Raw genomic sequence first — 24,875 nt, forward strand, 5'->3', positions numbered from 1 at the left:
CGGCGATATGCAGACCAATTTCTCCGCCGCGCAGCTTGCCGACCCGCATGTCGCGGAATCGGAAAAGATCCTGCGCAAATGCGTGCATTGCGGTTTCTGCACCGCCACCTGTCCGACCTACGTGACGCTGGGCAACGAGCTCGATTCGCCGCGCGGCCGCATCTATCTCATCAAGGACATGCTGGAGAACGGCCGGCCGGCCGACAAGGAGATCGTCACCCATATCGACCGCTGCCTGTCCTGCCTTGCCTGCATGACGACCTGCCCCTCGGGCGTGAACTACATGCATCTAGTCGATCATGCCCGCGCCCATATCCAGCAGACCTACAAGCGTCCGCTGCTTGACCGGATGACGCGCGCCATGCTGGCCTTCGTGCTGCCTTACCCGAACCGCTTCCGCGCCGCGCTGAAGCTCGCCGGGCTTGGCCGGCCGTTCCTCGGCCTGTTCGAGAAATTGCCGGCGCTGAGACCGGTGGCGGCCATGCTGAAGCTCGCGCCCGCGTCGATCCCCCCGGCATCGCCGCTGGCTTCGCCCGGCACGCATGCCGGGAAAGGCGAGAGGCGTGGCCGCGTCGCCATCCTCACCGGCTGCGCGCAGTCAGTGCTCGATCCGGCGATCAACGAGACGACCATCTCGCTTCTGACGAAATTGGGCGTCGAGGTCGTGGTGCCGGAAGGCGAGGGCTGCTGCGGGGCGCTCGTCCATCATATGGGCCGCGAGGGTCAGGCCCTTGCCTCGGCCAGGCAGAATGTCGACGCCTGGACGCGCGCCATCGAGCAGGGCGGGCTCGATGCCATCATCATCACCGCCTCGGGCTGCGGCACCACGATCAAAGACTATGGTTTCATGCTGCGCCTCGATCCCGCCTATGCCGAAAAGGCGGCGCGCGTCTCGGCTCTGGCCAAGGACGTCACGGAATACCTCGCCGCTCTCGATTTGCCCGAGCCGGTGCGCAAGCCAGGCACGGTCGTCGCCTATCATTCCGCCTGTTCCATGCAACATGGACAGAAGATCACGCGCCAGCCGAAGGAGCTTCTGGCCAAGGCCGGCTTCGTTGTCCGCGAGCCGCACGAGGGGCATCTGTGCTGCGGCTCGGCCGGCACGTACAATATCCTGCAGCCCGAGATTTCGGCTAAATTGCGCGACCGCAAGGTCAAAAACATCGAAGCGACCGGCGCTTCAGTCGTCGCCACCGGCAACATCGGCTGCATCACGCAGATCGCATCCGCCGCGAAGTTGCCGGTGGTGCATACGATCAAGTTGCTCGACTGGGCCTATGGCGGCCCGAAGCCCGAGGGTGTTTCTGAGCGAGTGCTTGCGGCCGCAGAGTGATCCTCGTCGCCGGCGCCCCCTCATCCGGCCGCTTCGCGGCCACCTTCTCCCCGGCGGGGAGAAGAAGTTGGAGCCGCCGCCGACAGTCTCCTCTCCCCTTGGGGAGAGGTCGGCCGAGCGAAGCGGAGGCCGAGTGAGGGGGCGTGTCGGCCTACTCCGCCGCGAGCTGGTCCGGCACGCCGTAGGTCGCGCGGTAGAGCGCGCGCTGGCGGTTCAGCGCCACCATGGTGTTGCGCAACAGGATCGCGACCGTGAGCGGGCCGACGCCGCCCGGCACCGGCGTGATCCAGGACGCCACGTCCTTGACGCTGTCGGTGTCGACGTCGCCGACGATGCGGGTTTCGCCGTCAGGCCCGACCTCGGAATTGATGCCGATGTCGATGACGGCGGCTCCCGGCTTCACCATGTCGGCTTTGATCAGCCGCGGCTTGCCGACCGCGACGAACAGCGCATCGGCGCGCCGCGCATGCGCCGCCAGCGATCGCGTCATGTGATGGCACACCGTCACCGTCGCGCCCTCGCTCATCAACAGGAAGGCGATCGGCTTGCCGACGATCTCCGAATGGCCGACGACGACCACTTCCAGCCCCTTGAGCTCGAGGCCGGTCTCCTTCAGCAGTTCGACCGAGGCCGCCGCCGTGCAGGGGGCCAGGTCGAGCTGGTTGTAGACGATGTTGCCGATCGAGGCCGGGTGCATGCCCTCGACGTCCTTCAGCGGATGCACCGCCGCCTGCAGCGTCTTGATCGGGATATGCGCAGGCACCGGCCGCTGGATGATGATGCCGGTGACGCGCGGATCAGCGTTGAGGCCGTGGATCGCCGCTTCCAGCTCGCCTGCGGTGATGTCGGCGGCAAAGCGCCGCTCCTCGAAGGAGATGCCGGCAAGGGCGGCCTTGGCGCGCTGGTTGCGCACATAGACGTCGACCGCTGCGGTATCGCCCACGGTGATCGAGACAAGCTTCGGCGGAAAACCTTCGGCCGTGGCGATCGCTGCGTCCTCGCGCACTGAAGCGATGATGCGCTGGGCGACCGGGCCGCCTTTCAGGTAGCGGCTGTCGTCGGTCCGGGTCATGGCTGGCACCTCTGCCTTCTGGAGCAATTCAAGGAAAGGCGCACTACCGCCCGAAATTGCGTGACTATCAGGATTTGTGCACTGCAATAGCAGAGGAGCGCCGGGAAATCAGCCCCGGAAACGAAATGCCCTGCTTTCGGGGCGACTTGCCGCCTCATGCATCAAAAGAAAGGCTCAAAAACGAAAAGGCAGCGCGGTTTCCCTGCGCTGCCTTTTCGCGACTGGCCGTATCCCCACACAGCCCGTCCCCCGTAAACCTTTCACCGGTTAAAGCACATCCCGCGGGATAGCACTATGACTTGGCTGCAACAGCATCAGACAAAAAGTGCTGCGCCGTCTAACCGGCTGATTCGCTGTGACTATATCACCTCGACCGTGGTTCCGACATTCACGCGCTCGTAGAGGTCGACGACATCCTCGTTGCGCATGCGGATGCAGCCGGAAGATACCGCGCCGCCGATCGTCCAGGGCTGGTTGGTGCCGTGGATGCGGTATTCGGTGGTGCCGAGATAGAGCGCGCGCGCGCCGAGCGGGTTCTCGATGCCGCCGGCGAGATAGGTCGGCAGGTAACGGCCCTTGGCCGCCTCGCGCTTGATCATCTCCGCCGGCGGGCGCCATTCCGGCCAGACCTTCTTGTCGGTGATCTTGTGGGTGCCCGACCATTCGAAGCCGGGCTTGCCGGTGCCGACGCCGTAGCGCCGCGCCTTGCCGTTCTTCTCGACCAGGAAAAGGAAGTTCTGGTGCGTGTCGATGACGATGGTGCCCGGCTTCGCCGGCCCGTCATAGGCGACTTCCTGCGGCAGGTAGACCGGATTGATCTGCGGCCGCATCACCATGCGCTTGGCCGGCTGCTGCACGGCCGCCGTGCGCTGCTGGTCGGGCTGCGCCTGGAAGATGCGTCGCAGCGGCGGCTGCGCTGCCTGCCGCGCCGGGCGCACGATTCCCGGTGCCTGGCCGAGCTGCAGCACCCAGGGCGCCGAAAGGTCGGGGCTCACCATCACCGGCGGCCGGTCGGCATAACGGTCATTGGCAAGGGAGGTCGTGGCGCCGGCGGCAAGAATGGCCACCGCGCCGAGCAGGGAACGAAACGCTGCCTTCATGGGAACGCACCTTGATCGAACATCCGGGGCGGCGAGCGCGCCCTCGGTTTCGCGATCCTTGGCGTGGAGCGGCAAGCAAAACGTGAATCGGAATGCGTAAAATGCCGCTTTGTCAGTAAACCTTTTGGTGTGGTTACCGGCCGGTTCAGGAATCTGGTAAAGCCACGGTAAAAGCAGCGCTGAAGCGCATTAACAAATGGATCTGCTGACGATGGCGACTGGAAATGCCGGCATTCTCGATGGCCCCGACGGCAGGGCGCGCTGCTTCTGGCACGGCAATTTGCCGGACTATCTCCACTACCACGATCACGAATGGGGCAGGCCGGTAACGGACGATCGCCGGCTGTTCGAGAAGATCTGCCTCGAAGGCTTCCAATCGGGCTTGTCGTGGCTGACCATCCTGCGCAAGCGTGAGAATTTCCGCGAGGCCTTCGCCGGTTTCGACTTCGACAAGGTGGCGACGTTCACAGACGCTGATGTCGAGCGCCTGCTCGGCAATGCCGGCATCATCCGCCACCGCGGCAAGATCGTTTCGACCATCAACAACGCCAAACGCGCCCGCGAGATGGTCAACGAGTTCGGCTCGCTTGCCGCCTGGTTCTGGAAGTTCGAGCCGGGTCCGGGCGAGCGGCCCGAAATCGTCGACCTGGCGCATCTGCGCGCCAATCCGACGACGGCGGTGTCGGTCAGGATATCCAAGGAATTGAAGAAGCGCGGCTGGAGCTTTGTCGGCCCGACCACGGTCTATGCCTTCATGCAGGCGATGGGCCTGGTCAACGATCATCTCGAAGGCTGCTACTGCCGGGCAGAGGTGGAGAAAGAGCGCAAGACGCTCAAGCGGCCGAAGTAGGGGCGCCTTCTTCCTTCTCCCCTTGTGGGAGAAGGTGGCCGCGAAGCGGCCGGATGAGGGGTGTTCCAGGGAAAGCCAGCATCTCACATCGCCGGAGGAGACGGCAAGTTTGCCAGCGTCTCACTTCGCTGGAGCACCCCTCATCCGTCTCGGCGCTACGCGCCGATCCACCTTCTCCCCCAGGGGGGAGAAGGAGAAGAGGCTACTTCTCGAACCTGCCCTTATGGCCGCTGCCGTTGATGTCCCAGACCAGGCTGGAGCCGGACACCGTCAGCACCAGTCCGCTGAAGCCGCTGTCGTCGGGCGTATGATGCGTGGAGGCGGAGCTGTGGCCTGCCGGGATGACCTCGACAGTCGAGCCCTTCCTCACCCAGCAGCCCTTGCCGTACTGGTCGTTCGCGCCATAGGCGAGTGCGAATTCGAAGCTTCCGTCGTTCTTCAGCAGCAGTTCTGAACCGACCTCCATGACGCCGTTCAGGTAATAATGGCCGGCAAGACGGGCATCGCCCGGCTGGCGGGCGTTGGCCGCGACGGGCATGCAAAGGACAAGCGCGCCGGCAAGCGCGCACGCAAATCGCAAGTACATGATGATCCCCCGATCGTTGAGTGAAAAGTCAGACGCTGCCGGCGCCGGCCAGGAACAGCCCGGCAATGATTGCCGCCACCGCTGCGAAGGCCGGGTAGATCACCAGCAGAACGGTCACCAGCGCGTCGCCTAGCGTAGGCTTATGTGTCTGCGTCGGAATTTCGAATGGCCCGGCCGGCTGCTGGGCCGGCCTGAGCATAAAGCCGCCGGCAGGCCGCAGCCTGGCCGATGTGCCGCTCTCGATAATCTCGTTAGCCGTCGTCATGCCCCCGAACCCCTTGTTTCGACGCGCTTTATGGTTGCGGATTGTGTCGGCAGCATGCCGCGCCGATGGCAGAATTGTTTCATTTTGGCGCGGTTTTATTTCAGTTTTTCTTTCTCCCCTTGTGGGAGAAGGTGGCCGCGAAGCGGCCGGATGATAGGTGTTCCAGGGAAAGCCAGCGCCTCACTCCGCTGGAACACCCCATCCGTCTCGGCGCTGCGCGCCGATCCACCTTCTCCCGCAAGGGGAAGGAGAGGCGCTAACCCTTGCCGCTCCAAGCGGCATCGTTTAGGAAACGCGCGCCCATTGACCAGAAAGACCGATCCCATGGCCGACAAATCGGAAAAGACGAAAGCGCGGCTGCCGCGCGGGTTTGCCGACCGCAGCGCCGAGGATATTCGCGCCGTCGAAAAGATGATGGCGACCATCCGCTCGGTCTATGAGCTCTATGGTTTCGAGCCGGCCGACCAGCCGATGATCGAATATACCGATGCTTTGGGAAAATTCCTGCCCGATCAGGACCGGCCGAACGAAGGCGTGTTCTCCTTCCAGGATGATGACGACCAGTGGCTGTCGCTGCGCTACGACCTGACCGCGCCGACGGCCCGCTTCGTCGCCGAAAATTTTGACAAGCTGCCAAAACCCTATCGCAGCTACCGCTCCGGCTGGGTGTTCCGCAACGAGAAGCCCGGCCCCGGCCGCTTCCGCCAGTTCATGCAGTTCGACGCCGACACGATCGGCACGCCGGGCGTCGCAGCCGACGCCGAGATGGCGATGATGATGGCCGACGTCATGGAAGCGCTCGGGATTCCTCGCGGGCAGTATGTTGTTCGCGTCAATAATCGCAAAGTGCTGGACGGCGTGCTCGAGGCTATTGACCTTGGTGGCGACCAGAATGCTGGCCGCCGGCTGACGGTGCTGCGGGCCATCGACAAGCTGGACAAGCTTGGGCCGGAAGGCGTGAGGCTCCTGCTTGGCCCGGGACGATGGGACGGCGGTAAGGAAGGTGAAGGGGATTTCACAAAGGGCGCTGGCCTTGACGAGATTCAGGCCGAATTCGTTGTCGCCGTCATTCTTCACAATCAATATCTTGAGGCAGGGCAGAAGAATGATGTGGCGTCATGGAACGCCGCACTTGAGGCCAACGCCACCGCTAACGCTGGGTTTGCTGAACTTAAGGAGATTGAGGCTCTGATCCGGGCTGCCGGCTACAGCGCTGAGCGCATACGCATCGATCCCTCCGTCGTGCGCGGGCTCGAATACTACACCGGCCCCGTCTTCGAGGCCGAGCTTCTGGCTGAGATCCCCAATGACGAAGGCCAGATCGTGCGCTTCGGCTCGGTCGGCGGCGGCGGCCGCTATGACGGGCTGGTTTCGCGCTTCCGCGGCGAGCCGGTGCCGGCGACCGGTTTCTCCATCGGCGTCTCCCGGCTGATGACGGCGCTCAAGAACCTCGGCAAGCTCGACGCCTCCGATGTCATCGCGCCGGTCGTGGTGCTGGTTATGGACAAGGACACCGAAAGCCTCGGCCGCTACCAGAAGATGGTCGCCGACCTGCGCGCCGCCGGCATCCGCTCCGAAATGTATCTCGGCGGCGCCGGCATGAAGGCGCAGCTCAAATATGCCGACCGCCGCGGCAGCCCAGTCGCCATCATCCAGGGCGGCGACGAGCGCGCCAAAGGCGAGGTGCAGATCAAGGACCTGATCGAAGGCGCGCGCCTGTCGGCCGAGATCGCCGACAATGCCGAATGGCGGGCGGCAAGGCCGGCGCAGGTGACAGTGGCGGAGGGCGAGCTGGTTGCCGAGGTGAAGAAGATTCTCGCGGCGCAGGCCGAGGAGCGGGCACGTGGAAGGTAGAGCGCCGACTTCCCCTTCTCCCCTTGTGGGAGAAGGTGGATCGGCGCGAAGCGCCGAGACGGATGAGGGGTGTTCCAGGGAACGCCGACGTCTCATTCCGCTGGAGCACCCCTCATCCGTCGCCTTCGGCGACACCTTCTCCCACAAGGGGAGAAGGGAAGGGCGTGCCGCATGACCTCCCGTCCCGCCATCGCCGCCGACATCGTCGAACTTTTCGCCACCCGCGACACCCATGCCGTGGAAGTCGCCGTGCTGCAGCCGGCCGACCCGTTCCTCGATATGGCGGGCGAAGACCTGCGCCGCCGCATCTTCCTGACTGAAAGCGAGACCGGCAAGACGCTGTGCCTGCGGCCCGAATTCACCATTCCGGTCTGCCTCGACCACATCGCCAGCCAGGCCGGCACGCCGCGCCGCTATTCCTATCTGGGCGAGGTGTTCCGCCAGCGCCGCGACGGCGGCAACGAGTTCTTCCAGGCCGGCATCGAGGATCTCGGCGACCGAAATACGGCCGCCGCCGATGCTCGTTCGCTGGCCGACGCGCATGCGCTGCTGTCGCTGGTGCTGCCCGGCCGGAAGCTCGCCATCACGCTTGGCGACCAGACCCTGTTCGAGGCTGTGCTGGCGGCGCTCGGCCTGCCGCGCGGCTGGCGCATGCGGCTCGCGCGCGCCTTTGGCTCGGCGCCGATGCTGGAGGCAGCCCTTGCCGATCTCGCCAACCCGCCGCGCAACAGCCAGCTCTCCGGTCCGGTCGCCCTGCTGGCGCTCGACGGCGATGCGGAAGGCCTTGCCGCGCATATTGCCGACGGCATGGAGGAAGCCGGGCTTTCGGCATCGTCCGGCCGCGCCCCGGCCGACATTGCGCGCCGACTGATCGAGAAGGCGCAGCTGCGCAGCGTGCGGCTGTCCGACGAGGCGTTTTCGGCGTTGAAGGGTTTTCTCGAGATCGACGTCGCGCTCAGCGACGCGACCGCGGCGCTGGAAAAATTCGCCGCCGATGCCGGCCTGTCGCTGGGACCGGCGCTGGAGAATTTCGCCGCCCGCGCCAAGGCGATCGAGGCCCATGGGTTGTCGGCGGCGCAAATCCGCTATGACGCCGCTTTCGGCCGTCCGCTCGACTACTACACCGGCCTGGTCTTCGAGATCGCGGCGGCGGATGGCGATCGCCCGCTGGTCGGCGGCGGTCGCTACGACCGGCTGCTGACGCTGCTGGGTGCAAAAAAGCCGATTCCCGGCGTCGGCTTCTCGGTTTGGCTCGATCGCATCGAAGCCTTGCGGGAGAACGCCAGATGATCACGTTGGCGATCCCGTCGAAAGGCCGTCTCAAGGAGCAGTCGCTCGAAGTGCTGACCAAGGCCGGCCTGACCGTCATCTTGCCTGAGGACGACCGTAAATACCGCGCCCGCATCGACGGCCTCGACAATGTCGAGGTGGCCTTCCTGTCCGCGTCCGAGATCGCCGGCGAGATCGGCCAGGGCGCGGTCGATCTCGGCATCACCGGCGAGGACCTTTTGCGCGAGAACCTCGCCGACTGGGAAGCGTGCGCGGAGATCGTCGCCCGCCTCGGCTTTGGCCATGCCGATGTCGTGGTTGCGGTGCCGGACATCTGGCTGGACGTCGACAGCATGGCCGATCTCGATGACGTCGCCGCCGATTTCCGCCAGCGCCATGGCCGGCGCTTGCGCATCGCCACCAAATACTGGCGGCTGACGCAGCAATTCTTTTCGCTCAAACACGGCATCCAGGTTTACCGCATCGTCGAAAGCCTCGGCGCCACCGAAGGCGCCCCGGCCGCGGGGCTAGCGGATGTCATCGTCGACATCACCACCACCGGCTCGACGCTGCGCGCCAACCACCTCAAGGTGCTGGGCGACGGCACGATCCTGAAGTCGCAGGCGTGTCTGGTCGCTTCGAAGAAGCAGCGCGATGCGGTCGACAAAGCGATCTTGCGCGACATCGCCACGAAGATGTCAGCAATAGCGGGATAGCGTCGGCGCTGCCCCTCATCCGGCCGCTTCGCGGCCACCTTCTCCCCGGCGGGGAGAAGAGATTGGCGCCGACGCCGACAATCTCCTCTCCCCGCCGGGGAGAGGTCAGCCGAGCGAAGCGGAGGCTGGGCGAGGGGCAGTACATTCGGCGGGTTTCCTCTGCCCCGACAGGCTGATAGGCTGGCCAATCCGGGAGGAGACGGCGATGGCGATCAAACTCGACGAGCTCATGAACGCCACCAATCTGCGCAAGACGCGCAACAGCTTCGTTGCTCCGGTTGGCGGCAAGGCGCATGTGTCGGGCGACCGGTCGGTGCCGCTGCTCGACAAGACCATTCCGGAATTGTTTTCCGATACGGTGAGCAGATACGCCACGCTAGACGCCGCCGTCTTCGTCGGCCAGGACAAGCGTTTCACCTGGAGCGAGCTGTCGGACGCGGTCGACGCTTTGGCCGCAGGTTTCCTGGCGCTCGGCCTCGAAAAAGGCGACCGCGTCGGCATCTGGTCGCCGAACCGCTGGGAATGGCTGGTGACGCAGTTTGCCACCGCGCGCATCGGCCTGATCCTGGTTAACATCAACCCGGCCTACCGGCTGACTGAGCTCGAATATGCATTGAACAAAGTCAGCTGCAAGGCATTGGTCACCGCCGCGCAGTTCAAGACCTCCGACGATCTCGGCATGATCGAGACATTGGCGCCGGAGATCGCCAAGGCCGAGCCCGGCAAGCTCAAGGCCAAGAAACTGCCGGCGCTGGAAATAGTCATCCGGATGGGCGATGACAACTCGCCCGGCATGTTCAATTTCGGCGACGTGCTCGCGATGGCCGGTCGCGACGAGCATGACAGCCTCGACCGCATCTCCGAAGGGCTGAAGCCCGGCGAGGCCATCAACATCCAGTTCACCTCAGGCACGACCGGCGCGCCGAAAGGCGCGACGCTGACGCATTCCAACATCGTCAACAACGGCAATTTCGTCACCTCGGCAATAAAACTCACCACCGAAGACCGGCTCTGTATTCCGGTGCCGCTCTATCACTGCTTCGGCATGTCGATGGGCACGATGGGCTGCGTGTCGAAAGGCGCGACCATGGTCTTCCCGGGCGAAGGTTTTGACGCCGGCGCGACGCTGAAGGCGGTGGCGCAGGAGCGCTGCACCGGTCTCTATGGCGTGCCGACCATGTTCGTCGCCATGCTCGACCATGCGGATTTTTCGGGCTTCGATCTCTCTAGCCTGCGCACCGGCATCATGGCCGGCTCGCCATGCCCAATCGAGGTGATGAAGAAGGTGGTGTCGCTGATGCATATGAGCCAGGTGACCATCGCCTATGGCATGACGGAGACCAGTCCCGTCTCCTTCCAGAGCAGCGTCGACGATCCGCTGGAAAAGCGCGTCTCAACCGTCGGCCGCATCCACCCGCATGTCGAGGTCAAGGCGATCGGCGCCGACGGCGGCACCGTCGCGGTCGGCGAGCCGGGCGAGCTCTGCACGCGCGGCTATTCGGTGATGAAGGGCTATTGGGACGACGCCGAAAAGACCCGCGAGGCGATCGACGTCGACGGCTGGATGCACACCGGCGACCTCGCCACGATCGACGCCGAGGGCTACTGCAACATCGTCGGCCGGGTGAAGGACATGGTCATCCGCGGCGGCGAGAACGTCTATCCGCGCGAGGTCGAGGAATTCCTCTATCGCCATCCCAAGATCAAGGAAGTGCAGGTCTTCGGTATCCCGGATGACAAATACGGCGAGGAGCTCTGTGCCTGGATCGTGCTGAAGCCCGATCAGATCGCCACCGCCGAGGAGATCAAGGCCTTCTGCGCCGGCCAGATCGCGCATTACAAGGTGCCGCGCTACATTCGCTTCCGCACGGAGCTGCCGATGACGGTGACCGGCAAGCCGCAGAAGTTCCTGATGCGCGAGGCGATGGTGGAGGAACTCGGGCTGGTGGCGCAGAAGACGGCGTGAAACGGCATTTATGGACAACGAGTTTCCAAACTTCGCGGCGCTGAGAGCCGCCAAAATCGAAAACGTGGATTATCGCATCGTCGTCCGGCGCGGCGCGCGTACCGGAAGTGCCATCGTCATGGCCCCGCATGGCGGCAAGATCGAGCCTCGCACCTCCCTGATCGCTGAGACGATAGCAGGGGCCGATCTCGATATGTATTGCTTTGAAGGGCTCATGCTGGAAAGCAACCGGGAGCTGCACGTAACGTCCAGGAACTTTGATGAGGAGTCCGCGCTCGAACTGTTGCGGACGAAGTCTACGGTCGTCGCTATCCACGGCCGTCAGGATCGCGACGATCCCTCGACAGTCTACCTGGGCGGCAAGGACGCCGCTCTGGTTTCAGAGATAGCCGGGCGTCTGCAGGAGGCCGGCTTCCAGACAAAAAGGGACAACCATCCCTTTCCCGGTATCCAGGATTCGAACATCGTCAACCGCGGACTGACGGGGAAGGGAGCGCAGCTGGAAGTGCCCTTCTCGCTGCGCCGCCGACTGGGAACCGAGCCGGAGCTTCTGGAAAAATTCTGCACGGCGGTTCGCAACGCCATCGAGACATTCGACGCCATAAACGGCGCCCGGTCTCCAATCATGTTTTGAATGCTGCGAGGATGCCCGTGACAGGTGCTCCCCACGCGCTTTTCCGCTAAGTTCGTGTAAACGCCTGGCGTTCGGGGGCTTCGATGACTGGTTACGCGCGATCGGTGACGTCCTACGCGATGCCGTTGGCCGCGCTGGCGATGGCTGTCGCGGTCAGGGCCAGCGGCCTTTCGGTCGACGAAGGGTCGCTGAATACCAGGATCCTCGTCGGAGCGCTGTCGAGCGCCATCATGTTCACCACCATTTTCGTCGTGCTCGACCACGCCGAGGCAGTCGCCTTGCGCGTCGGCGAGCCTTACGGAACATTGGTGCTGACTTTCGCGGTGACGGCAATCGAAGTGTCGATCATCGTCTCCATGATGCTGCATGGAGAAAACAATCCGACGCTGGCGCGCGAGTCCGTTTTCTCGACAGTGATGATCACGTCTACCGGCGTCGTCGGCATCTGTCTCACGCTTGGCGGCTGGCGCTACCGCAAGCAGGCGATCCTCCGGCAAGGCACCAACGCATACCTGTCGGTTCTGATCGCGCTGACCGTGATGACGCTTATTCTTCCGACCTACACCCAAACCACGGATCCCGGCACGTTTTCGGCGGCTCAGCTTGGTTTTGTCAGCGTCCTTTCGGTGCTGCTTTATGCGAGCTTCGTGTTCGCCCAGACCGTCCGGCACCGGGAGGACTTCGTCCAGGGACAGGCACACGACGCTCCGACGCGAACTGCCTCCCACGGAAGCATCTCCGTCAGCGCGCTCCTGCTGCTGAGCGGGCTCATCGGAATTGTCCTGCTCGCCGAGCAGGTCGCCGCGAGCGTGGAGGATGCGCTCGCCGCCTATCAGGTGACCCGGGCCGACAGCATCGTAGGGGCAATGATCGCCGCACTGGTTTTGATGCCGGAGGCCATCTCGGCGATCCGCGCCTCCTTCAGAAATGAGCTGCAGCGCAGCCTGAACGTCGCGATGGGCTCGGCCTGCGCCACGATCGGCTTGACGATACCGGCGGTCGCCGCCGCCAGCCTGCTGACGGGCAGGGGACTGACCTTGGGGCTTCCGGCGTCCGACGCCGTGCTTCTGGTGCTGGCGCTTTTCATATGCAGCGTCAGCTTCAGCACCGAACGAACGACGTTCCTGACCGGCATGGTGCACGTCGTGGTGTTTTTCACCTATGTGTTTCTGATCTTCGTGCCGTGAAGTGCCGACCAGCGGGCGCAGGGATGGAGAGCATCGAAGCGCGCTTCACAGCCCCAGCACCGCCCGGTCCAGCCCGCGTATGATCCGCGCCAGCTCCACGCATTCGTCCTGGCGCACCTTGTTCTTCCGCCAGGCCATGCAGATCATGCGCTGCGGCATCGGCTCCTGGAACGGCACGATCTTTAGATCCGGCATGACGCCGGCAGCACTTGCCGCCATTTCCGGCACCAGCGTGACTCCCAGCCCATGCGCCACCATCTGCAAGAGCGTCGTCAGGCTGGTCGCGCCGTAGCTTGCCATCGCCACCGGTCGCACATTGCCGCAGACGGCCAGCGCCTGCTCGCGCAGGCAGTGGCCTTCCTCCAGAAGCATCAGCCGCTCCAGCGCCGGGCTCTCGGGCGGCACCGGCGGCGAGGCGAAGGCTGGATCGCCGGCGGGCACGGCGAGGAAGAAGCGGTCGGGGAAAAGCCCTTCGGTGACGATCGCCGGCTGATCGAGCGGCAAGGCCGCGATGAAGGCGTCGAGCCGGCCGGTGGCCGCGTCCTCGACCAGCGACGCGGTCACCGCCTCGCGCAGTTCGAGCTGCAGGGAAGGATAGTGCTTTTTCAGCTCCGGCAGCACATGCGGCAGCAGATAGGGCGCGACCGTCGGGATCATGCCCAGCCTGAAGCGTCCTTCCATGGCCGGACGGCCGCGCCGGGCAGTCGTCTCGACGTCACGTATGTCGGCCAGAATGCGCTCGATACGCGGCTGCAGGGCAAGCGCCTCGTCGGTCATGCGCACCGTCTTGCCGCCGCGCTCGAACAACAGGCAGTTCAGTCGCTCTTCCATCTCTGCGATCTGCGCGGAAAGGGCTGGCTGGCTAACGCCGGCGAGTTTCGCGGCGCGGCCGAAATGCAGCGTCTGCGCCAGCGCGTCGAAATAATGCATTTGCCGGACAGTGAGGCCAATCATAAGAAAATCCTATCAAACGAAACAGGAAAGGCAATTTGTCTTTATCGGCAGGCCGGCCTAGTCTGGAATCATTCCAGGTTGGCGCGGCCAGTGGCTGCCCCCGAAAATTTCGGGAAAAATCAACCTCGGCAAAATTCAACCACGGCAAAACCTCGGCAGAATCGGGAGACTAAGATGGACGCGAAAACCGACGACAACAGCGCTGGCAAATGCCCGGTGGCACATGGATCCGCACGGACCAACCGCGACTGGTGGCCGAACCAGCTCGACCTTGCCGTTCTCCACCAGCAGTCGAACCTCTCGGACCCGATGGACGAAGATTTCGACTACGCCAAGGAGTTCGCGAGCCTCGACCTCGATGCGGTGATCGCAGACCTGCACAAGGTCATGACGGATTCGCAGGACTGGTGGCCGGCCGACTTCGGCCATTACGGGCCGCTCTTCATCCGCATGGCCTGGCACAGCGCCGGTACCTATCGCATCGGCGACGGCCGCGGCGGCGCGGGCGCCGGTCAGCAGCGTTTCGCGCCGCTGAACAGCTGGCCGGACAACGCCAATCTCGACAAGGCTCGCCGGCTGCTGTGGCCGGTCAAGCAGAAATACGGCCGCAAGATCTCCTGGGCCGACCTTCTGATCCTCACCGGCAACGTCGCGCTGGAATCGATGGGCTTCAAGACCTTCGGCTTCGCCGGCGGCCGCGCCGATGTGTGGGAGCCGGAGCAGGACGTGGACTGGGGCTCCGAAACCAAGTGGCTTGGCGACGAGCGCTATTCGGGCGACCGTGAGCTTCGCGGCCATCTCGGCGCCGTGCAGATGGGCCTCATCTACGTCAACCCGGAAGGCCCGAACGGCAAGCCGGATCCGGTCGCGGCCGCGCGCGACATCCGCGAGACCTTCGGCCGCATGGCGATGAACGACGAGGAGACGGTGGCGCTGATCGCCGGCGGCCACAGCTTCGGCAAGACGCATGGCGCCGGCGACGCCTCGCTGGTGGGCGCCGAGCCGGAAGGCGCCGGCATCGAGGCGCAGGGCCTCGGCTGGTCGAGCAAATATGCCTCCGGCATTGCCGGCGATGCCATCACCTCGGGCCTCGAGGTCACCTGGACGACAACGCCGACCAAATGGAGCAACAATTTCTTCGACAATCTGTTCAATTACGAATGGGAGTTGACGAAGAGCCCGGCCGGCGCCCATCAGTGGACGCCGAAAGGCGGCGCCGGTGCCGGCACTGTTCCGGACGCGCACAACGCTTCGAAGCGCCACGCGCCGGCCATGCTCACCACCGACCTCGCGCTGCGTTTCGACCCGGCCTATGAGAAGATCTCGCGCCGCTTCCACCAGCATCCGGGCCAGTTTGCCGACGCCTTCGCCCGCGCCTGGTTCAAGCTCACCCACCGCGACATGGGCCCGGTGGTGCGCTATCTCGGCCCGCTCGTGCCCAAGGAAGAGCTGATCTGGCAAGATCCGATCCCGGCCATCGACCACGAGCTGGTGAGCGAGGCCGACATCGCTGCGCTCAAGGCCAAGATCCTGGCGTCCGGCCTGTCGGTGTCCGAGCTGGTCTCGACCGCCTGGGCTTCGGCCTCGACCTTCCGCGGCTCTGACAAGCGCGGTGGCGCCAATGGCGGCCGCATCCGTCTGGCGCCGCAGAAGGACTGGGAGGTCAACCAGCCGGCCCAGCTCGCCAAGGTGCTGGCCAAGTTGGAAGCCATCCAGAAGGAATTCAACGCAGACCAGACCGGCGGCAAGAAGATCTCGCTCGCCGACCTCATCGTGCTAGGCGGCGTCGCCGCGGTCGAGAAGGCGGCGAAGGACGGCGGCACCGAGGTGAAAGTACCCTTCACGCCGGGCCGCATGGACGCTTCGCAGGAGCAGACGGACGTCGCCTCCTTCGCCGCGCTGGAGCCGAGGGTAGACGGCTTCCGCAACTACGCCCGCGGCAGGTTGCCGATGTCGGTCGAAGCGATGCTGGTCGACCGCGCCCAGTTGCTGACGCTGACGGCGCCGGAAATGACGGTGCTGGTCGGCGGCCTGCGCGTGCTCGGCGCCAATGCCGGCGGTTCCAAGCATGGCGTCTTCACCGACAGGCCTGGCCAGCTCACCAACGACTTCTTCGTCAACCTGCTCTCGATGGCGACCGTCTGGGATCCGGCGGCCGGCTCCGAGCCCGGTTCGGACGAGGTCTACGAAGCGCGCGACCGCAAGACCAAGGAGGTCAAGTGGACCGGCACCCGCGCCGACCTGATCTTCGGCTCGCACGCGCAGCTGCGCGCGCTCTCGGAAATCTACGCCTCGGCCGACGCCAGGGCCAAGTTCGTCAAGGATTTCGTCAAGGCATGGACGAAGGTGATGAACGCCGACCGCTTCGACATCGCGAGATAAGGTCATACCTCCCAAGCAAAAAGGCGCGGGTCATGCCCGCGCCTTTTACTTTTATCGAACTGTGGTCAGTCTTTTTCGAAGATGCCGGCCTTGGCGACGACACCGGCAATCGCTCCGCCGATCAGCGGCGCGACGATGAACAGCCAGAGCTGGCCGAGCGCGGCACCCCCCGAAAACAGCGCCGGGCCGATCGAGCGCGCCGGATTGACCGAGGTGCCGGTCACCGGGATCATGGCGAAGTGGATCCCCGCCAGCGTCAGGCCGATGACCAGGCCGGCAAAGGCGGTCGTGTGCTTGGCGTTGGTGACGCCGAGGATCACCGTGACGAAGGTGAAGGTGCCGATCAGCTCCCACAGGAAGGCCGAGCTCATGCCCCATTTCGTTTCGTCCCAGCCATTGGCGCCGAAGCCGCCGGTGTGGCCGCCGACCTGGCCGGAAACGATAATCCACAGCGCCAGCGAGGCGATGATGGCGCCAATGATCTGCGCGATCCAGTAGGGAACGACGTCCTTGGCCGGCATCCGCCCTGCCAGGAACACGCCGAGCGTCACCGCCGGATTGAGATGCGCGCCCGAGATCGGGCCGATCGCATAGGCCGCGGCGATCAGGCCGATGCCGAACGCCAGGCCGATGCCTTCCTGTCCGAGCGGCAGCGCGCCGCCGAAGCCACCCGTAACCACGGAGGCGGTGCCGATGAACACCAACAAAAACGTGCCGAGAACTTCTGCCAGATAAGTCTTCATTGCCCTCTCCTCATAGGATCCGCCAAACCGCGTTTTCCCGCGTCGCGAATCACCGCCGGAAGAGTATTCCTGCGGACAACACTTGCAAAGCTGGGTGGTTAAGCCGGTGGGCTTTCTTGCAGGCGTCAATCAAAACATTAGAAGTCTTTCATATTCTGATCGATTGTTCTTGTCTCCGGCCGCGCTGCTCAACATGGAAAAACCGCGCGGCCAAATTGCCGGTCTTGAAACGCCATTTCATCGGCAAGCCGAAATGGAACTGTTTCAATCCTGGCCTGAAAGGCTTTAAGAGCGGGCTGGAACCGAATTGTAACAGCTACGGAAAACAGGATGCGACTGGGCGGAAGGCTGGCGGCGGCCATAGAGGTTCTTGAAGACATCGGCCGGCGCCACCGGCCGGTGGCCGACGCGCTGCGCGACTGGGGCCTGTCGCATCGCTTCGCCGGCGGCGGCGACCGCGCGGCGATCGGCAACATCGTTTATGATGCACTGCGCCGCAAACGCTCAGCCGGTTGGCTGTTCGGCGAGGACACGCCGCGCGCCATCGGATTCGGCGCGCTTCTGTTGGAATGGGGCCAGACGGCGCAGTCGCTCAACGACGCGCTCGACGGCGACAAATTCGCGCCGCCGCTGCTCAGCGCGTCCGAGTTGAAAGCGGCTGCCGAGACCAGGCTTGGCGAGGCCCCCGATGCTGTGCGAGCCGATGTCCCGGACTGGTGCGCGCCGTTGCTCGAGCAAGCCTATGGCGACGCCTGGGTCAAGGAAGGCGCCGCCCTGGCGCAGCGCCCGCCGCTGGACCTGAGGGTCAACACGCTCCAGGCCGATCGCGCCAAGGTGCTGGCCGAGCTCCAGGGCACGGGTGCCGCGCCTACGGCGATCGCGCCGCATGGCATCCGCATCCCGCCGATCGACGGCGACGGCCGGCATCCGAACGTGCAGGCCGAGCCTGCCTTCCAAAAAGGCTGGTTCGAAGTGCAGGACGAGGGCTCGCAGCTTGCCGCCGCGCTTGCCGGTGCCGCGCCCGGTATGCAGGTGCTCGATTATTGCGCCGGCGCCGGCGGCAAGACGCTGGCGCTGTCCGCCGAGATGGACAATCGCGGCCAGCTCTTTGCCCATGACGCGGAGAAGGTGCGGCTGGCGCCGATCTTCGAGCGCATCCGCCGCTCGCACAACCGCAACGTCCAGGTCGTCAGCAAGCCCGCGGAGCTTGCGCCGCTCGCCAACCATATGGACATCGTGCTGATCGACGCGCCCTGCACTGGCAGCGGCACCTGGCGGCGGCGGCCCGACGCCAAATGGCGATTGACGGAAAGGCAGCTCGATGCCCGCAAGGGAGAGCAGCAGGCGATCCTCGACACCGCGCAAGCCTTCGTCAAGCCGGGCGGCCTGCTGGTCTACATCACCTGTTCGGTGTTCGATGCCGAGAACGGCGAGCAGGTGGCGGCATTCCGCGAGCGCCATGAAGGCTTCGCGCCGGTCGATCACCGCCAGCTGTGGGACAGCCGCTTCCCGGGCCATGAAGAGGCCGCGCGTATTGCCGATGCCGGCGGTATCTCGCTGTCGCCGGCGCTCAGCGGCACCGACGGGTTCTATCTCCACGCTTTGCGCAGGACTGCCTCTTGAAGACAGCCGGCTTTTGCTGCGCTGCAGCATAAAAGATTGCCTGTCTTGCCTGGCTCTGCAATAAACTTCGCCAGCAATGTGAGGCAAAAGCGCCATGGCGGCAGCCAAGATCGTACCCGCTCCGGATTTCGAGGAACGCGTCAGGGCGTCCTTTGCCCGCCAGGAGGCGATGGCGACGATCGGCGCCGAGCTGACGCTGGTGACGCCCGGCATCATCGAGATCGAGATGCCGTATTCCGCCTCGCTGACCCAGCAGCACGGGTTCCTGCATGCCGGCGTCATCTCCACCGCGTTGGACTCCGCCTGCGGTTACGCGGCCTTTTCGCTGATGCCGGAGAATTCCGGCGTGCTGACCATCGAGTTCAAGGTGAACCTGCTCGCGCCGGGCAGGGGCGAGCGGTTCCTGTTCCGCGGCTCCGTGACCAAACCCGGCCGCACCATCATCGTCGCCGACGGCCAGGCCTACGCCTTCGCCGCCGACGGCGAGGCCAAGCTGATCGCCACCATGACCGGCACGATGATGACGGTGGTCGGCCGCGACGGGATAGAGGGGTGAGGAGCGGTCCGCGCAGCGGACGAAAAGCCCCCAAATGGGCTTTTCGAGCGACGAACGCCCGGAGCCATAGCGAAGGGCCGGCATGCGGTCCGCGCAGCGGACGAAAAGCCCCCGAATGGGCTTTTCGAGCGACGAACGCCCGGAGCCATAGCGAAGGGCCGGCAGGCGGCGAGGGCACGTTGTCCCTTTCTCGTCGTCGTAGCAAATAGGGGTAAAGCTTCATGACTATCGAAGTGTCACGCCTGTCGCAAAAATCCGTTCTCTTTGTCATGGCGGTCGAGGCCGAATACGGCCCGCATCTGAAAAACCTGTTCACGCCGCTGATGACCGGGGTCGGTCCCGTCGAAGCCGGGGTCAGGCTGGGCGCCGAGCTCGCGGCGTTGAAGGCTGAAGGAGCGCTTCCGGACCTGGTCGTCTCGCTGGGCTCGGCCGGCAGCCGCAGGCTGGAACAGACCGAGATCTACCAGGCCGTGTCGGTGAGCTATCGCGACATGGATGCTTCGCCGCTCGGCTTCGAGAGGGGCGCGACGCCTTTCCTCGAACTGCCGGTGTCGGTGCCGCTGCCCCTCGTCATTCCAGGCATCAAGACCGCCACGCTCTCGACCGGCGGCGCGATCGTCTCCGGCGTTGCCTATGACGCCATCGATGCCGACATGGTCGACATGGAGACCTTTGCCTGCCTGCGTGCCTGCCAGCTGTTCGGTTTGCCGCTGATTGGGCTCCGCGGCATTTCGGACGGCGCGGCCGATCTCAGGCACGTCAACGACTGGACGGAATATCTGCACGTCATCGACGAGAAGCTCGCCGCCGCCGTCGCCTTGCTGGAACAGGCGATCGGCGGCGGCCTGCTTGGTGGCTGACTGCCGATTGGATCAGGCCACAAGGCGTTGCGGATCACCGAAATCGATGCGTGAAATACGTCCACGAGAGGCGCCTGTCGCATCGATATAGTCGATTGCCCCCGGTGTATGATCGAGTTTCCACGCGCCGGCGGGGCCGTTTTTCCATTCGACCTTGTAGCCGTCGTCAAGCAGCGTCCAGGTCCCGTGAAAGCGCGTGCCATCCGGCAGGAGCATGTGCGCCCGATCGTCGATTTCATAGTGGATGAAGGCGTTCTTGCCGCCCATGTCGATGACATGCGTGGTTCCGACCATGATAATGGCCAGCGTGTCCCTGTTCAGTATCGTCATTGTTCCTGTCCGCGGGTTTGCGTTTCTCGAATGGCCTCGACGCCAAGAATATCGTCAAGTATCTTGACCATACGGAGTTCGGATTAAATGGTCAAGGAGCTTGACGAAAAAACCGACGGGCTGCCCGATCACGTCGGTTGGCGGCTGTGGCAGGCGAGCCGTGCCTGGCAGGCGGAATTTGCCGCTGCCATGCGGGCCGCCGGCCACGCCTGGTTCAGCGAAGCGCGCGCCGGGCTGCTTGGACACATCCCGCGCAACGGCACGCGCCAGTCGGCATTGATCGAGCGCGCGGCGACCTCCAAGCAAGCGGTTCAGCAATTGCTCGACGGGCTGGAGGCGGAAGGCGTGCTGGAGCGATTGCCCGATCCGCGGGATGGGCGCGGCAAGCTCGTGCGCTATACGCGCAAAGGCCTGGATGCCTTGCGCGACGGCGATCGCATCAAGCTTCAGATCGAACGCGGCTATATCGATCGCATCGGCGAGCAGCGGTTCGCGGTGCTGATGGACGCCTTGCGCTCACTTGACGCCGGGCAGGGCGACGCATCTGAAGAAGCATCAGGATCGAAGTGAACGGTGCGACCGCGCGCAACCCATTGCGCCGACTCGTTTCTTTCTCTAAAGGCTCGCCATGACGACAGCCAATCATCCCGACACCGTTCTGATTGTCGATTTCGGCAGCCAGTTCACGCAGCTCATCGCCCGCCGCATCCGCGAGGCCGGCGTCTTTTCCGAGATCGTGCCGTTCCAGTCGGCCGAAGCGGCCTTCAAGCGCATCAAGCCCAAAGCGGTGATCCTGTCCGGAGGCCCGGCCTCGACAACCGACATCGGCAGCCCGCGCGCGCCGCAGGTCGTCTTCGACGCCGGCGTGCCGGTGCTCGGCATCTGCTACGGCCAGATGGCGCTCTGCGTGCAGATGGGCGGCGTCGCCGAAAGCTCCAATCATCGCGAGTTCGGCCGCGCCTTCGTCGAGATCGAGAAGGAGAGCCCGCTGTTCGAAGGCCTGTGGGCCCCCGGCCAGCGCCACCAGGTGTGGATGAGCCATGGCGACCGCGTCATCGAGTTGCCACCGGGCTTCAAGGTGCTCGGCAAGTCGGAAAGCTCGCCCTTCGCCATTTTCGGCGATATCGAGCGCAAGATGTACGGCATCATGTTCCACCCCGAAGTGGTGCACACGCCGGACGGCGCAAGACTACTCAGGAACTTCGTCCACAACATCGCCGGCATCGAGGGCGACTGGACGATGCGCGCCTATCGCGAGCACGCTGTGGAATTGATCCGCAAGCAGGTCGGCAAGGGCAAGGTCATCTGCGCGCTCTCGGGCGGCGTCGACTCCTCGGTCGCCGCGCTTTTGATCCACGAAGCGATCGGCGACCAGTTGACCTGCATCCTCGTCGACCACGGTCTGATGCGCAAGCACGAGGCCAAGGGCGTCGTGGAGATGTTCCGCCAGCACTACAACCTGCCGCTCATCCTGGTCGACGCCTCCGACCGTTTCATCTCGGCGCTGGAAGGCGAGGCCGATCCTGAAAAGAAGCGCAAGACCATCGGCCGCTTGTTCATCGAGGTGTTCGAGGAAGAGGCGAAGAAACTCGGCGGCGCCGATTTCCTGGCCCAGGGCACGCTTTATCCCGATGTCATCGAAAGCGTCTCCTTCTCCGGCGGTCCGTCGGTGACGATCAAATCGCACCACAATGTCGGCGGCCTGCCCGAGCGCATGAACATGAAGCTGGTCGAGCCGCTGCGCGAACTGTTCAAGGACGAGGTGAGGGCGCTCGGCAAGGAGCTCGGCCTGCCCGAAAGCTTCATCGGCCGACATCCTTTCCCCGGCCCCGGCCTTGCCATCCGTTGCCCGGGCGGCATCACGCGCGAAAAACTGGAGATCCTGCGCGAGGCCGACGCCATCTATCTCGACGAGATCCGCAAGGCCGGCCTCTACGACGCCATCTGGCAGGCCTTCGCCGTGCTGCTGCCGGTGCAGACGGTGGGCGTCATGGGCGACGGCCGGACCTATGAATTCGTCTGCGCGCTGCGCGCCGTGACCTCCGTCGACGGCATGACGGCCGATTTCTACCACTACGACATGAACTTCCTCGCCGCCGCCGCCACCCGCATCATCAACGAGGTCAAGGGCATCAACCGAGTGGTGTATGACGTAACGTCGAAACCGCCCGGGACAATTGAGTGGGAATGACCCGGCGTCCTTCGCGGTGTTTCGCGGTCTATCGAAAAGACGTCCTATCTCGTTGAAAATGAAATAAAAAATCTCTGCTATCTACCGCTCCCCATCGCCCCAAAGCGCGACCATTTGACGGTACGGCTGACGGTATTTGGATTTTTGTCAACGAGTCGCTTTTCAAATATCGTCAGCACCACAAGGCCAAGCAGTGCAACGATTCGATGCGTAAAATACTGATATAAAAGGAATACAGGAAAAGATTGACGGTATTTCGCGTGACGGTAAAAATAGGGCCTTGACGAGGTGATTGGACGTCGAAAAGGCCTTTCCGATGCTGACCGATCTTGCGCTTAAGAGGCTGAAACCAAAAGAGAAATTGTACAAGCTGTCGGATCGTGACGGTATGTACGTCGTCGTTGCGCCCTCGGGGCTGATTACCTTCGGCTACGACTACCGTCTCAACGATCGCCGCGAGACGCTGACCATCGGGCGCTACGGTCCGGACGGCATCGGTCTGTCCGAAGCCAGAGACCGATGTACGGCCGCAAGGAAACGTTCGGTCTATGTCGTATCGAGCCGTGATCGTCCCCGACAATTCCGCGACCTGCGCGCGCAGGAAATATTCGGTTCCGAAAATTCCCTTTCGGCCAAAGCGGCGCAGGTCTTGCAGCCGCCCCTTCAAGCCGAAGTCGGTCACGCGCCACGCTGGAAAGCGAATCGAGCATGCCGATGGTGATCCTCTGATTGCCGGTGCGATCAAGCGTCGCCTGCATCCGTTCGGCATCGGTCTTCGCCTGATGGCGAATCGCCTTTAGGCCCGCCATACGCTCCTTCGTCACCGAATCGCCCTTGTCGACCATGCCGGATGGCGTCAAACATGCTTCTCTGCTCAGGTTTCGATCAACCTCAACGTGATAGCGCCTCCACACGATCGAGGGCGGTGCTGAAGCCTTGCAGCGAGATTGAGAACGGCGCCGCCGCGCCGCCATCAGCCGTCGCCTTGACCTTAAGTGCCGTGCCGGCGCGCAGCCCCACCAGCGTCGGCGCATCGAAGGTGACGGGGACGAGGCACCCGGCGGGCACGCAGGTATGGAAGCGCAGCGGCGGCATCGCCGGTTTGTCGTCGACCTGGAAGGTGACGCCGGAATCGAGCGCGAGCCCGAACGGCAGGATCAGCGTGCCAGAAACGGTGTTGCCGGTTGGCGCTGCCAATTCGATAGCAAGGACACGCTGGCCGTTCTGCTGCTTCTGCTGCTGTGACATGACGCAACGCTTGGCGCTGTTTGCGACCTGACAGGCCACGACCCAGTCCTTGTAGGTCTCGTTCAGCGACGACGCCCCGCCTGGAAGGCCTGATGCGGCAGCCCCGCCGGTCGACTGGCCGCCGGCCTGCGCCTGTGCGATCTGAAAGCGTTGTGGCGCGGGATCGTCGTGACTATCGGCGATCGCTGCGGCATGGCTCGGTGTCGAGATGGCGACCCCGGGCGCCATGTAGACCGCCAGGCTAGCGGCAACTGCTAGAACTGTGCCTGCGGAAATGCCGTAAACGCGAATCTTCCTGCTCATCATGCGAGCGCCTTTCGTTCGTTTGCGCGCTGCGCGTTGAGGTCGAGAAGTCCCTTGAAGCTCTGAAGCGAGGCGAGGTGCAGGGTCACGAGATCGAGCCAGCCCCTCGCATTCCAGTCCGTGACGGTCTCGGCCGGCAGCGCGCGAAACGCCTTCTCGTCCACGGCCAGGAACCCGTTCACCTGATGCCGCGAGCCGTCGGGCAGCCGGAAGTCCACATGGTATGGCGTCAGTGCCTTCGCGGCGACGAGCGCCTGCCCGAAGGCGACAGTGTTCGTGGAATCGTCATAGTATGCCTGGCAGAATGTCATCGCCGATTGCGCGGTCGCGGTCGGTCCACCCGCCTCGTCAAACAGCCGCTCGGCGTCGTGCTGGTCCGCGCTCGACGCGACGAAACGACCCGATGCGCGATCGATGCTGAGCAGTTGCCCCGCCTTGTCCGGCGTCTCGGTCCCGATGAAGGGATAGCGGCGGACATAAGCCGGAATGTAGCTGCCCGCGCGCCATGAGCCGTCGCGCTCGATGAACAGATTATGGTCTCGCTTGATAGCGACGAGCGCGATTGGCGAGGCATTGTCGTCGTTGGCGAAGACGATCGGATAGTGCCGCAACGCGATGGCGAATTCGCCGACGCAGAGCGGAATGGCCACGGCCTCACGCGCGAACCCGAAGCCCGCCAGCGGCGCCAGCCCGGCATCGCGATGGTCCTTGAAACGAAGAATCACGGGGTTCTTGTAGAAAAGCGGGAGGTGCGGTGTTACCGCATTTGCTTGTGTGTTTTCGGTCATGGTCAACTCAGGTTCCAGACTGGCGCAATGCGCCGTGAGTGCTCAGCCCGTGGGATGAGGAAAGG

General features: G+C 64.2%; 24 protein-coding genes and 1 pseudogene. 16 read left to right on the plus strand and 9 right to left on the minus strand.

Annotation, left to right across the window (positions count from 1 at the left end):
- Positions 1-7 precede the first annotated feature (7 nt).
- Positions 8-1,333 (plus strand): glycolate oxidase subunit GlcF, encoded by a 1,326-nt coding sequence (gene glcF / locus FJW05_RS19800; RefSeq protein ID WP_140635026.1) that lies wholly within the window; start codon positions 8-10, stop codon positions 1,331-1,333.
- Positions 1,334-1,484: 151 nt separating this feature from the next.
- On the opposite strand, the gene FJW05_RS19805 is transcribed toward glcF, so the two are convergent.
- Positions 1,485-2,405 carry a bifunctional 5,10-methylenetetrahydrofolate dehydrogenase/5,10-methenyltetrahydrofolate cyclohydrolase gene (locus FJW05_RS19805; RefSeq protein WP_140635028.1) on the minus strand — a complete coding sequence of 307 codons (921 nt, stop codon included), beginning with the start codon at positions 2,403-2,405 and terminating at the stop codon, positions 1,485-1,487.
- A gap of 359 nt (positions 2,406-2,764) precedes the next feature.
- Positions 2,765-3,505 (minus strand): L,D-transpeptidase, encoded by a 741-nt coding sequence (locus FJW05_RS19810; protein ID WP_140635030.1) that lies wholly within the window; start codon positions 3,503-3,505, stop codon positions 2,765-2,767.
- Positions 3,506-3,716: 211 nt separating this feature from the next.
- Here FJW05_RS19810 and FJW05_RS19815 point away from each other — a divergent pair, with 211 nt between their 5' ends.
- A complete protein-coding gene (locus FJW05_RS19815) occupies positions 3,717-4,355 on the plus strand; it encodes a DNA-3-methyladenine glycosylase I (RefSeq protein ID WP_140635032.1) in 639 nt (212 codons plus the stop codon).
- A 202-nt stretch (positions 4,356-4,557) separates the two neighbouring features.
- On the opposite strand, the gene FJW05_RS19820 is transcribed toward FJW05_RS19815, so the two are convergent.
- A complete protein-coding gene (locus FJW05_RS19820) occupies positions 4,558-4,941 on the minus strand; it encodes a hypothetical protein (protein ID WP_140635034.1) in 384 nt (127 codons plus the stop codon).
- A gap of 28 nt (positions 4,942-4,969) precedes the next feature.
- The gene (locus FJW05_RS19825; protein WP_140635036.1) at positions 4,970-5,206 is read right to left on the minus strand and encodes a hypothetical protein; all 237 of its coding nucleotides are present in this window, start codon (positions 5,204-5,206) and stop codon (positions 4,970-4,972) included.
- A gap of 324 nt (positions 5,207-5,530) precedes the next feature.
- On the opposite strand from FJW05_RS19825, the gene hisS reads away from it, so the two are divergent.
- From hisS to FJW05_RS19855, 6 genes are all read left to right on the plus strand, one after another.
- Positions 5,531-7,060, plus strand: a complete 1,530-nt coding sequence (gene hisS / locus FJW05_RS19830; protein ID WP_140635141.1) for a histidine--tRNA ligase — start codon at positions 5,531-5,533, stop codon at positions 7,058-7,060.
- A gap of 171 nt (positions 7,061-7,231) precedes the next feature.
- Positions 7,232-8,350 carry an ATP phosphoribosyltransferase regulatory subunit gene (locus FJW05_RS19835; protein ID WP_140635038.1) on the plus strand — a complete coding sequence of 373 codons (1,119 nt, stop codon included), beginning with the start codon at positions 7,232-7,234 and terminating at the stop codon, positions 8,348-8,350.
- Positions 8,347-9,045 carry an ATP phosphoribosyltransferase gene (hisG, locus tag FJW05_RS19840; RefSeq protein ID WP_140635040.1) on the plus strand — a complete coding sequence of 233 codons (699 nt, stop codon included), beginning with the start codon at positions 8,347-8,349 and terminating at the stop codon, positions 9,043-9,045. The genes FJW05_RS19835 and hisG overlap by 4 nt, the downstream gene beginning before the upstream one ends.
- 205 nt (positions 9,046-9,250) lie before the next feature.
- Entirely contained in the window at positions 9,251-11,011 is a 1,761-nt protein-coding gene (locus FJW05_RS19845) for an AMP-binding protein (protein ID WP_140635042.1), read from the plus strand.
- A gap of 10 nt (positions 11,012-11,021) precedes the next feature.
- Positions 11,022-11,645: a poly-gamma-glutamate hydrolase family protein gene (locus FJW05_RS19850; RefSeq protein ID WP_140635044.1), complete on the plus strand. Its 624-nt coding sequence runs from the start codon at positions 11,022-11,024 to the stop codon at positions 11,643-11,645.
- Positions 11,646-11,764: 119 nt separating this feature from the next.
- Positions 11,765-12,832 (plus strand): calcium:proton antiporter, encoded by a 1,068-nt coding sequence (locus FJW05_RS19855; RefSeq protein ID WP_246673553.1) that lies wholly within the window; start codon positions 11,765-11,767, stop codon positions 12,830-12,832.
- A 45-nt stretch (positions 12,833-12,877) separates the two neighbouring features.
- Here the strand turns inward: FJW05_RS19855 and FJW05_RS19860 are convergent, their stop codons facing one another.
- A complete protein-coding gene (locus FJW05_RS19860; protein WP_140635048.1) occupies positions 12,878-13,786 on the minus strand; it encodes a hydrogen peroxide-inducible genes activator in 909 nt (302 codons plus the stop codon).
- A gap of 174 nt (positions 13,787-13,960) precedes the next feature.
- On the opposite strand from FJW05_RS19860, the gene katG reads away from it, so the two are divergent.
- Positions 13,961-16,168, plus strand: coding sequence for a catalase/peroxidase HPI (katG, locus tag FJW05_RS19865; RefSeq protein WP_140635050.1), 2,208 nt, complete (start codon positions 13,961-13,963; stop codon positions 16,166-16,168).
- Positions 16,169-16,233: 65 nt separating this feature from the next.
- Here katG and FJW05_RS19870 read toward each other — a convergent pair whose 3' ends face one another.
- On the minus strand, positions 16,234-16,911 hold the full coding sequence (locus FJW05_RS19870; RefSeq protein ID WP_140635052.1) for an MIP family channel protein: 678 nt from the start codon (positions 16,909-16,911) through the stop codon (positions 16,234-16,236).
- A gap of 82 nt (positions 16,912-16,993) precedes the next feature.
- On the opposite strand from FJW05_RS19870, the gene FJW05_RS19875 reads away from it, so the two are divergent.
- The 4 genes from FJW05_RS19875 (at position 16,994) to FJW05_RS19890 (ending at position 19,950) form a co-directional block, all read left to right on the plus strand.
- Positions 16,994-17,200 (plus strand): hypothetical protein, encoded by a 207-nt coding sequence (locus FJW05_RS19875; RefSeq protein WP_140635054.1) that lies wholly within the window; start codon positions 16,994-16,996, stop codon positions 17,198-17,200.
- 41 nt (positions 17,201-17,241) lie between these two features.
- Complete coding sequence (locus FJW05_RS19880; RefSeq protein ID WP_140635056.1) at positions 17,242-18,534, plus strand: RsmB/NOP family class I SAM-dependent RNA methyltransferase; 1,293 nt, start codon at positions 17,242-17,244, stop codon at positions 18,532-18,534.
- 94 nt (positions 18,535-18,628) lie between these two features.
- The gene (locus FJW05_RS19885; RefSeq protein WP_140635058.1) at positions 18,629-19,090 is read left to right on the plus strand and encodes a PaaI family thioesterase; all 462 of its coding nucleotides are present in this window, start codon (positions 18,629-18,631) and stop codon (positions 19,088-19,090) included.
- A gap of 221 nt (positions 19,091-19,311) precedes the next feature.
- A complete protein-coding gene (locus tag FJW05_RS19890) occupies positions 19,312-19,950 on the plus strand; it encodes a 5'-methylthioadenosine/S-adenosylhomocysteine nucleosidase (RefSeq protein ID WP_140635060.1) in 639 nt (212 codons plus the stop codon).
- A gap of 12 nt (positions 19,951-19,962) precedes the next feature.
- Here the strand turns inward: FJW05_RS19890 and FJW05_RS19895 are convergent, their stop codons facing one another.
- Positions 19,963-20,280 (minus strand): hypothetical protein, encoded by a 318-nt coding sequence (locus FJW05_RS19895; protein ID WP_140635061.1) that lies wholly within the window; start codon positions 20,278-20,280, stop codon positions 19,963-19,965.
- A gap of 189 nt (positions 20,281-20,469) precedes the next feature.
- On the opposite strand from FJW05_RS19895, the gene FJW05_RS19900 reads away from it, so the two are divergent.
- From FJW05_RS19900 to FJW05_RS19910, 3 genes and pseudogenes are all read left to right on the plus strand, one after another.
- Entirely contained in the window at positions 20,470-20,850 is a 381-nt protein-coding gene (locus FJW05_RS19900) for a MarR family winged helix-turn-helix transcriptional regulator (protein WP_246673540.1), read from the plus strand.
- Positions 20,851-20,908: 58 nt separating this feature from the next.
- Positions 20,909-22,471, plus strand: a complete 1,563-nt coding sequence (guaA, locus tag FJW05_RS19905; protein WP_140542301.1) for a glutamine-hydrolyzing GMP synthase — start codon at positions 20,909-20,911, stop codon at positions 22,469-22,471.
- Positions 22,472-22,787: 316 nt separating this feature from the next.
- Positions 22,788-23,009 (plus strand): annotated as a pseudogene (locus FJW05_RS19910) (Arm DNA-binding domain-containing protein); the annotation flags it as partial.
- 353 nt (positions 23,010-23,362) lie between these two features.
- Here the strand turns inward: FJW05_RS19910 and FJW05_RS19915 are convergent.
- A complete protein-coding gene (locus FJW05_RS19915; protein WP_246673542.1) occupies positions 23,363-24,022 on the minus strand; it encodes an invasion associated locus B family protein in 660 nt (219 codons plus the stop codon).
- On the minus strand, positions 24,022-24,810 hold the full coding sequence (locus FJW05_RS19920) for a SapC family protein (RefSeq protein WP_246673555.1): 789 nt from the start codon (positions 24,808-24,810) through the stop codon (positions 24,022-24,024). The genes FJW05_RS19915 and FJW05_RS19920 overlap by 1 nt, the downstream gene beginning before the upstream one ends.
- Positions 24,811-24,875: the final 65 nt, after the last annotated feature.

The organism is Mesorhizobium sp. B2-9-1 (genome assembly GCF_006439455.1).
GTDB lineage: Bacteria > Pseudomonadota > Alphaproteobacteria > Rhizobiales > Rhizobiaceae > Mesorhizobium.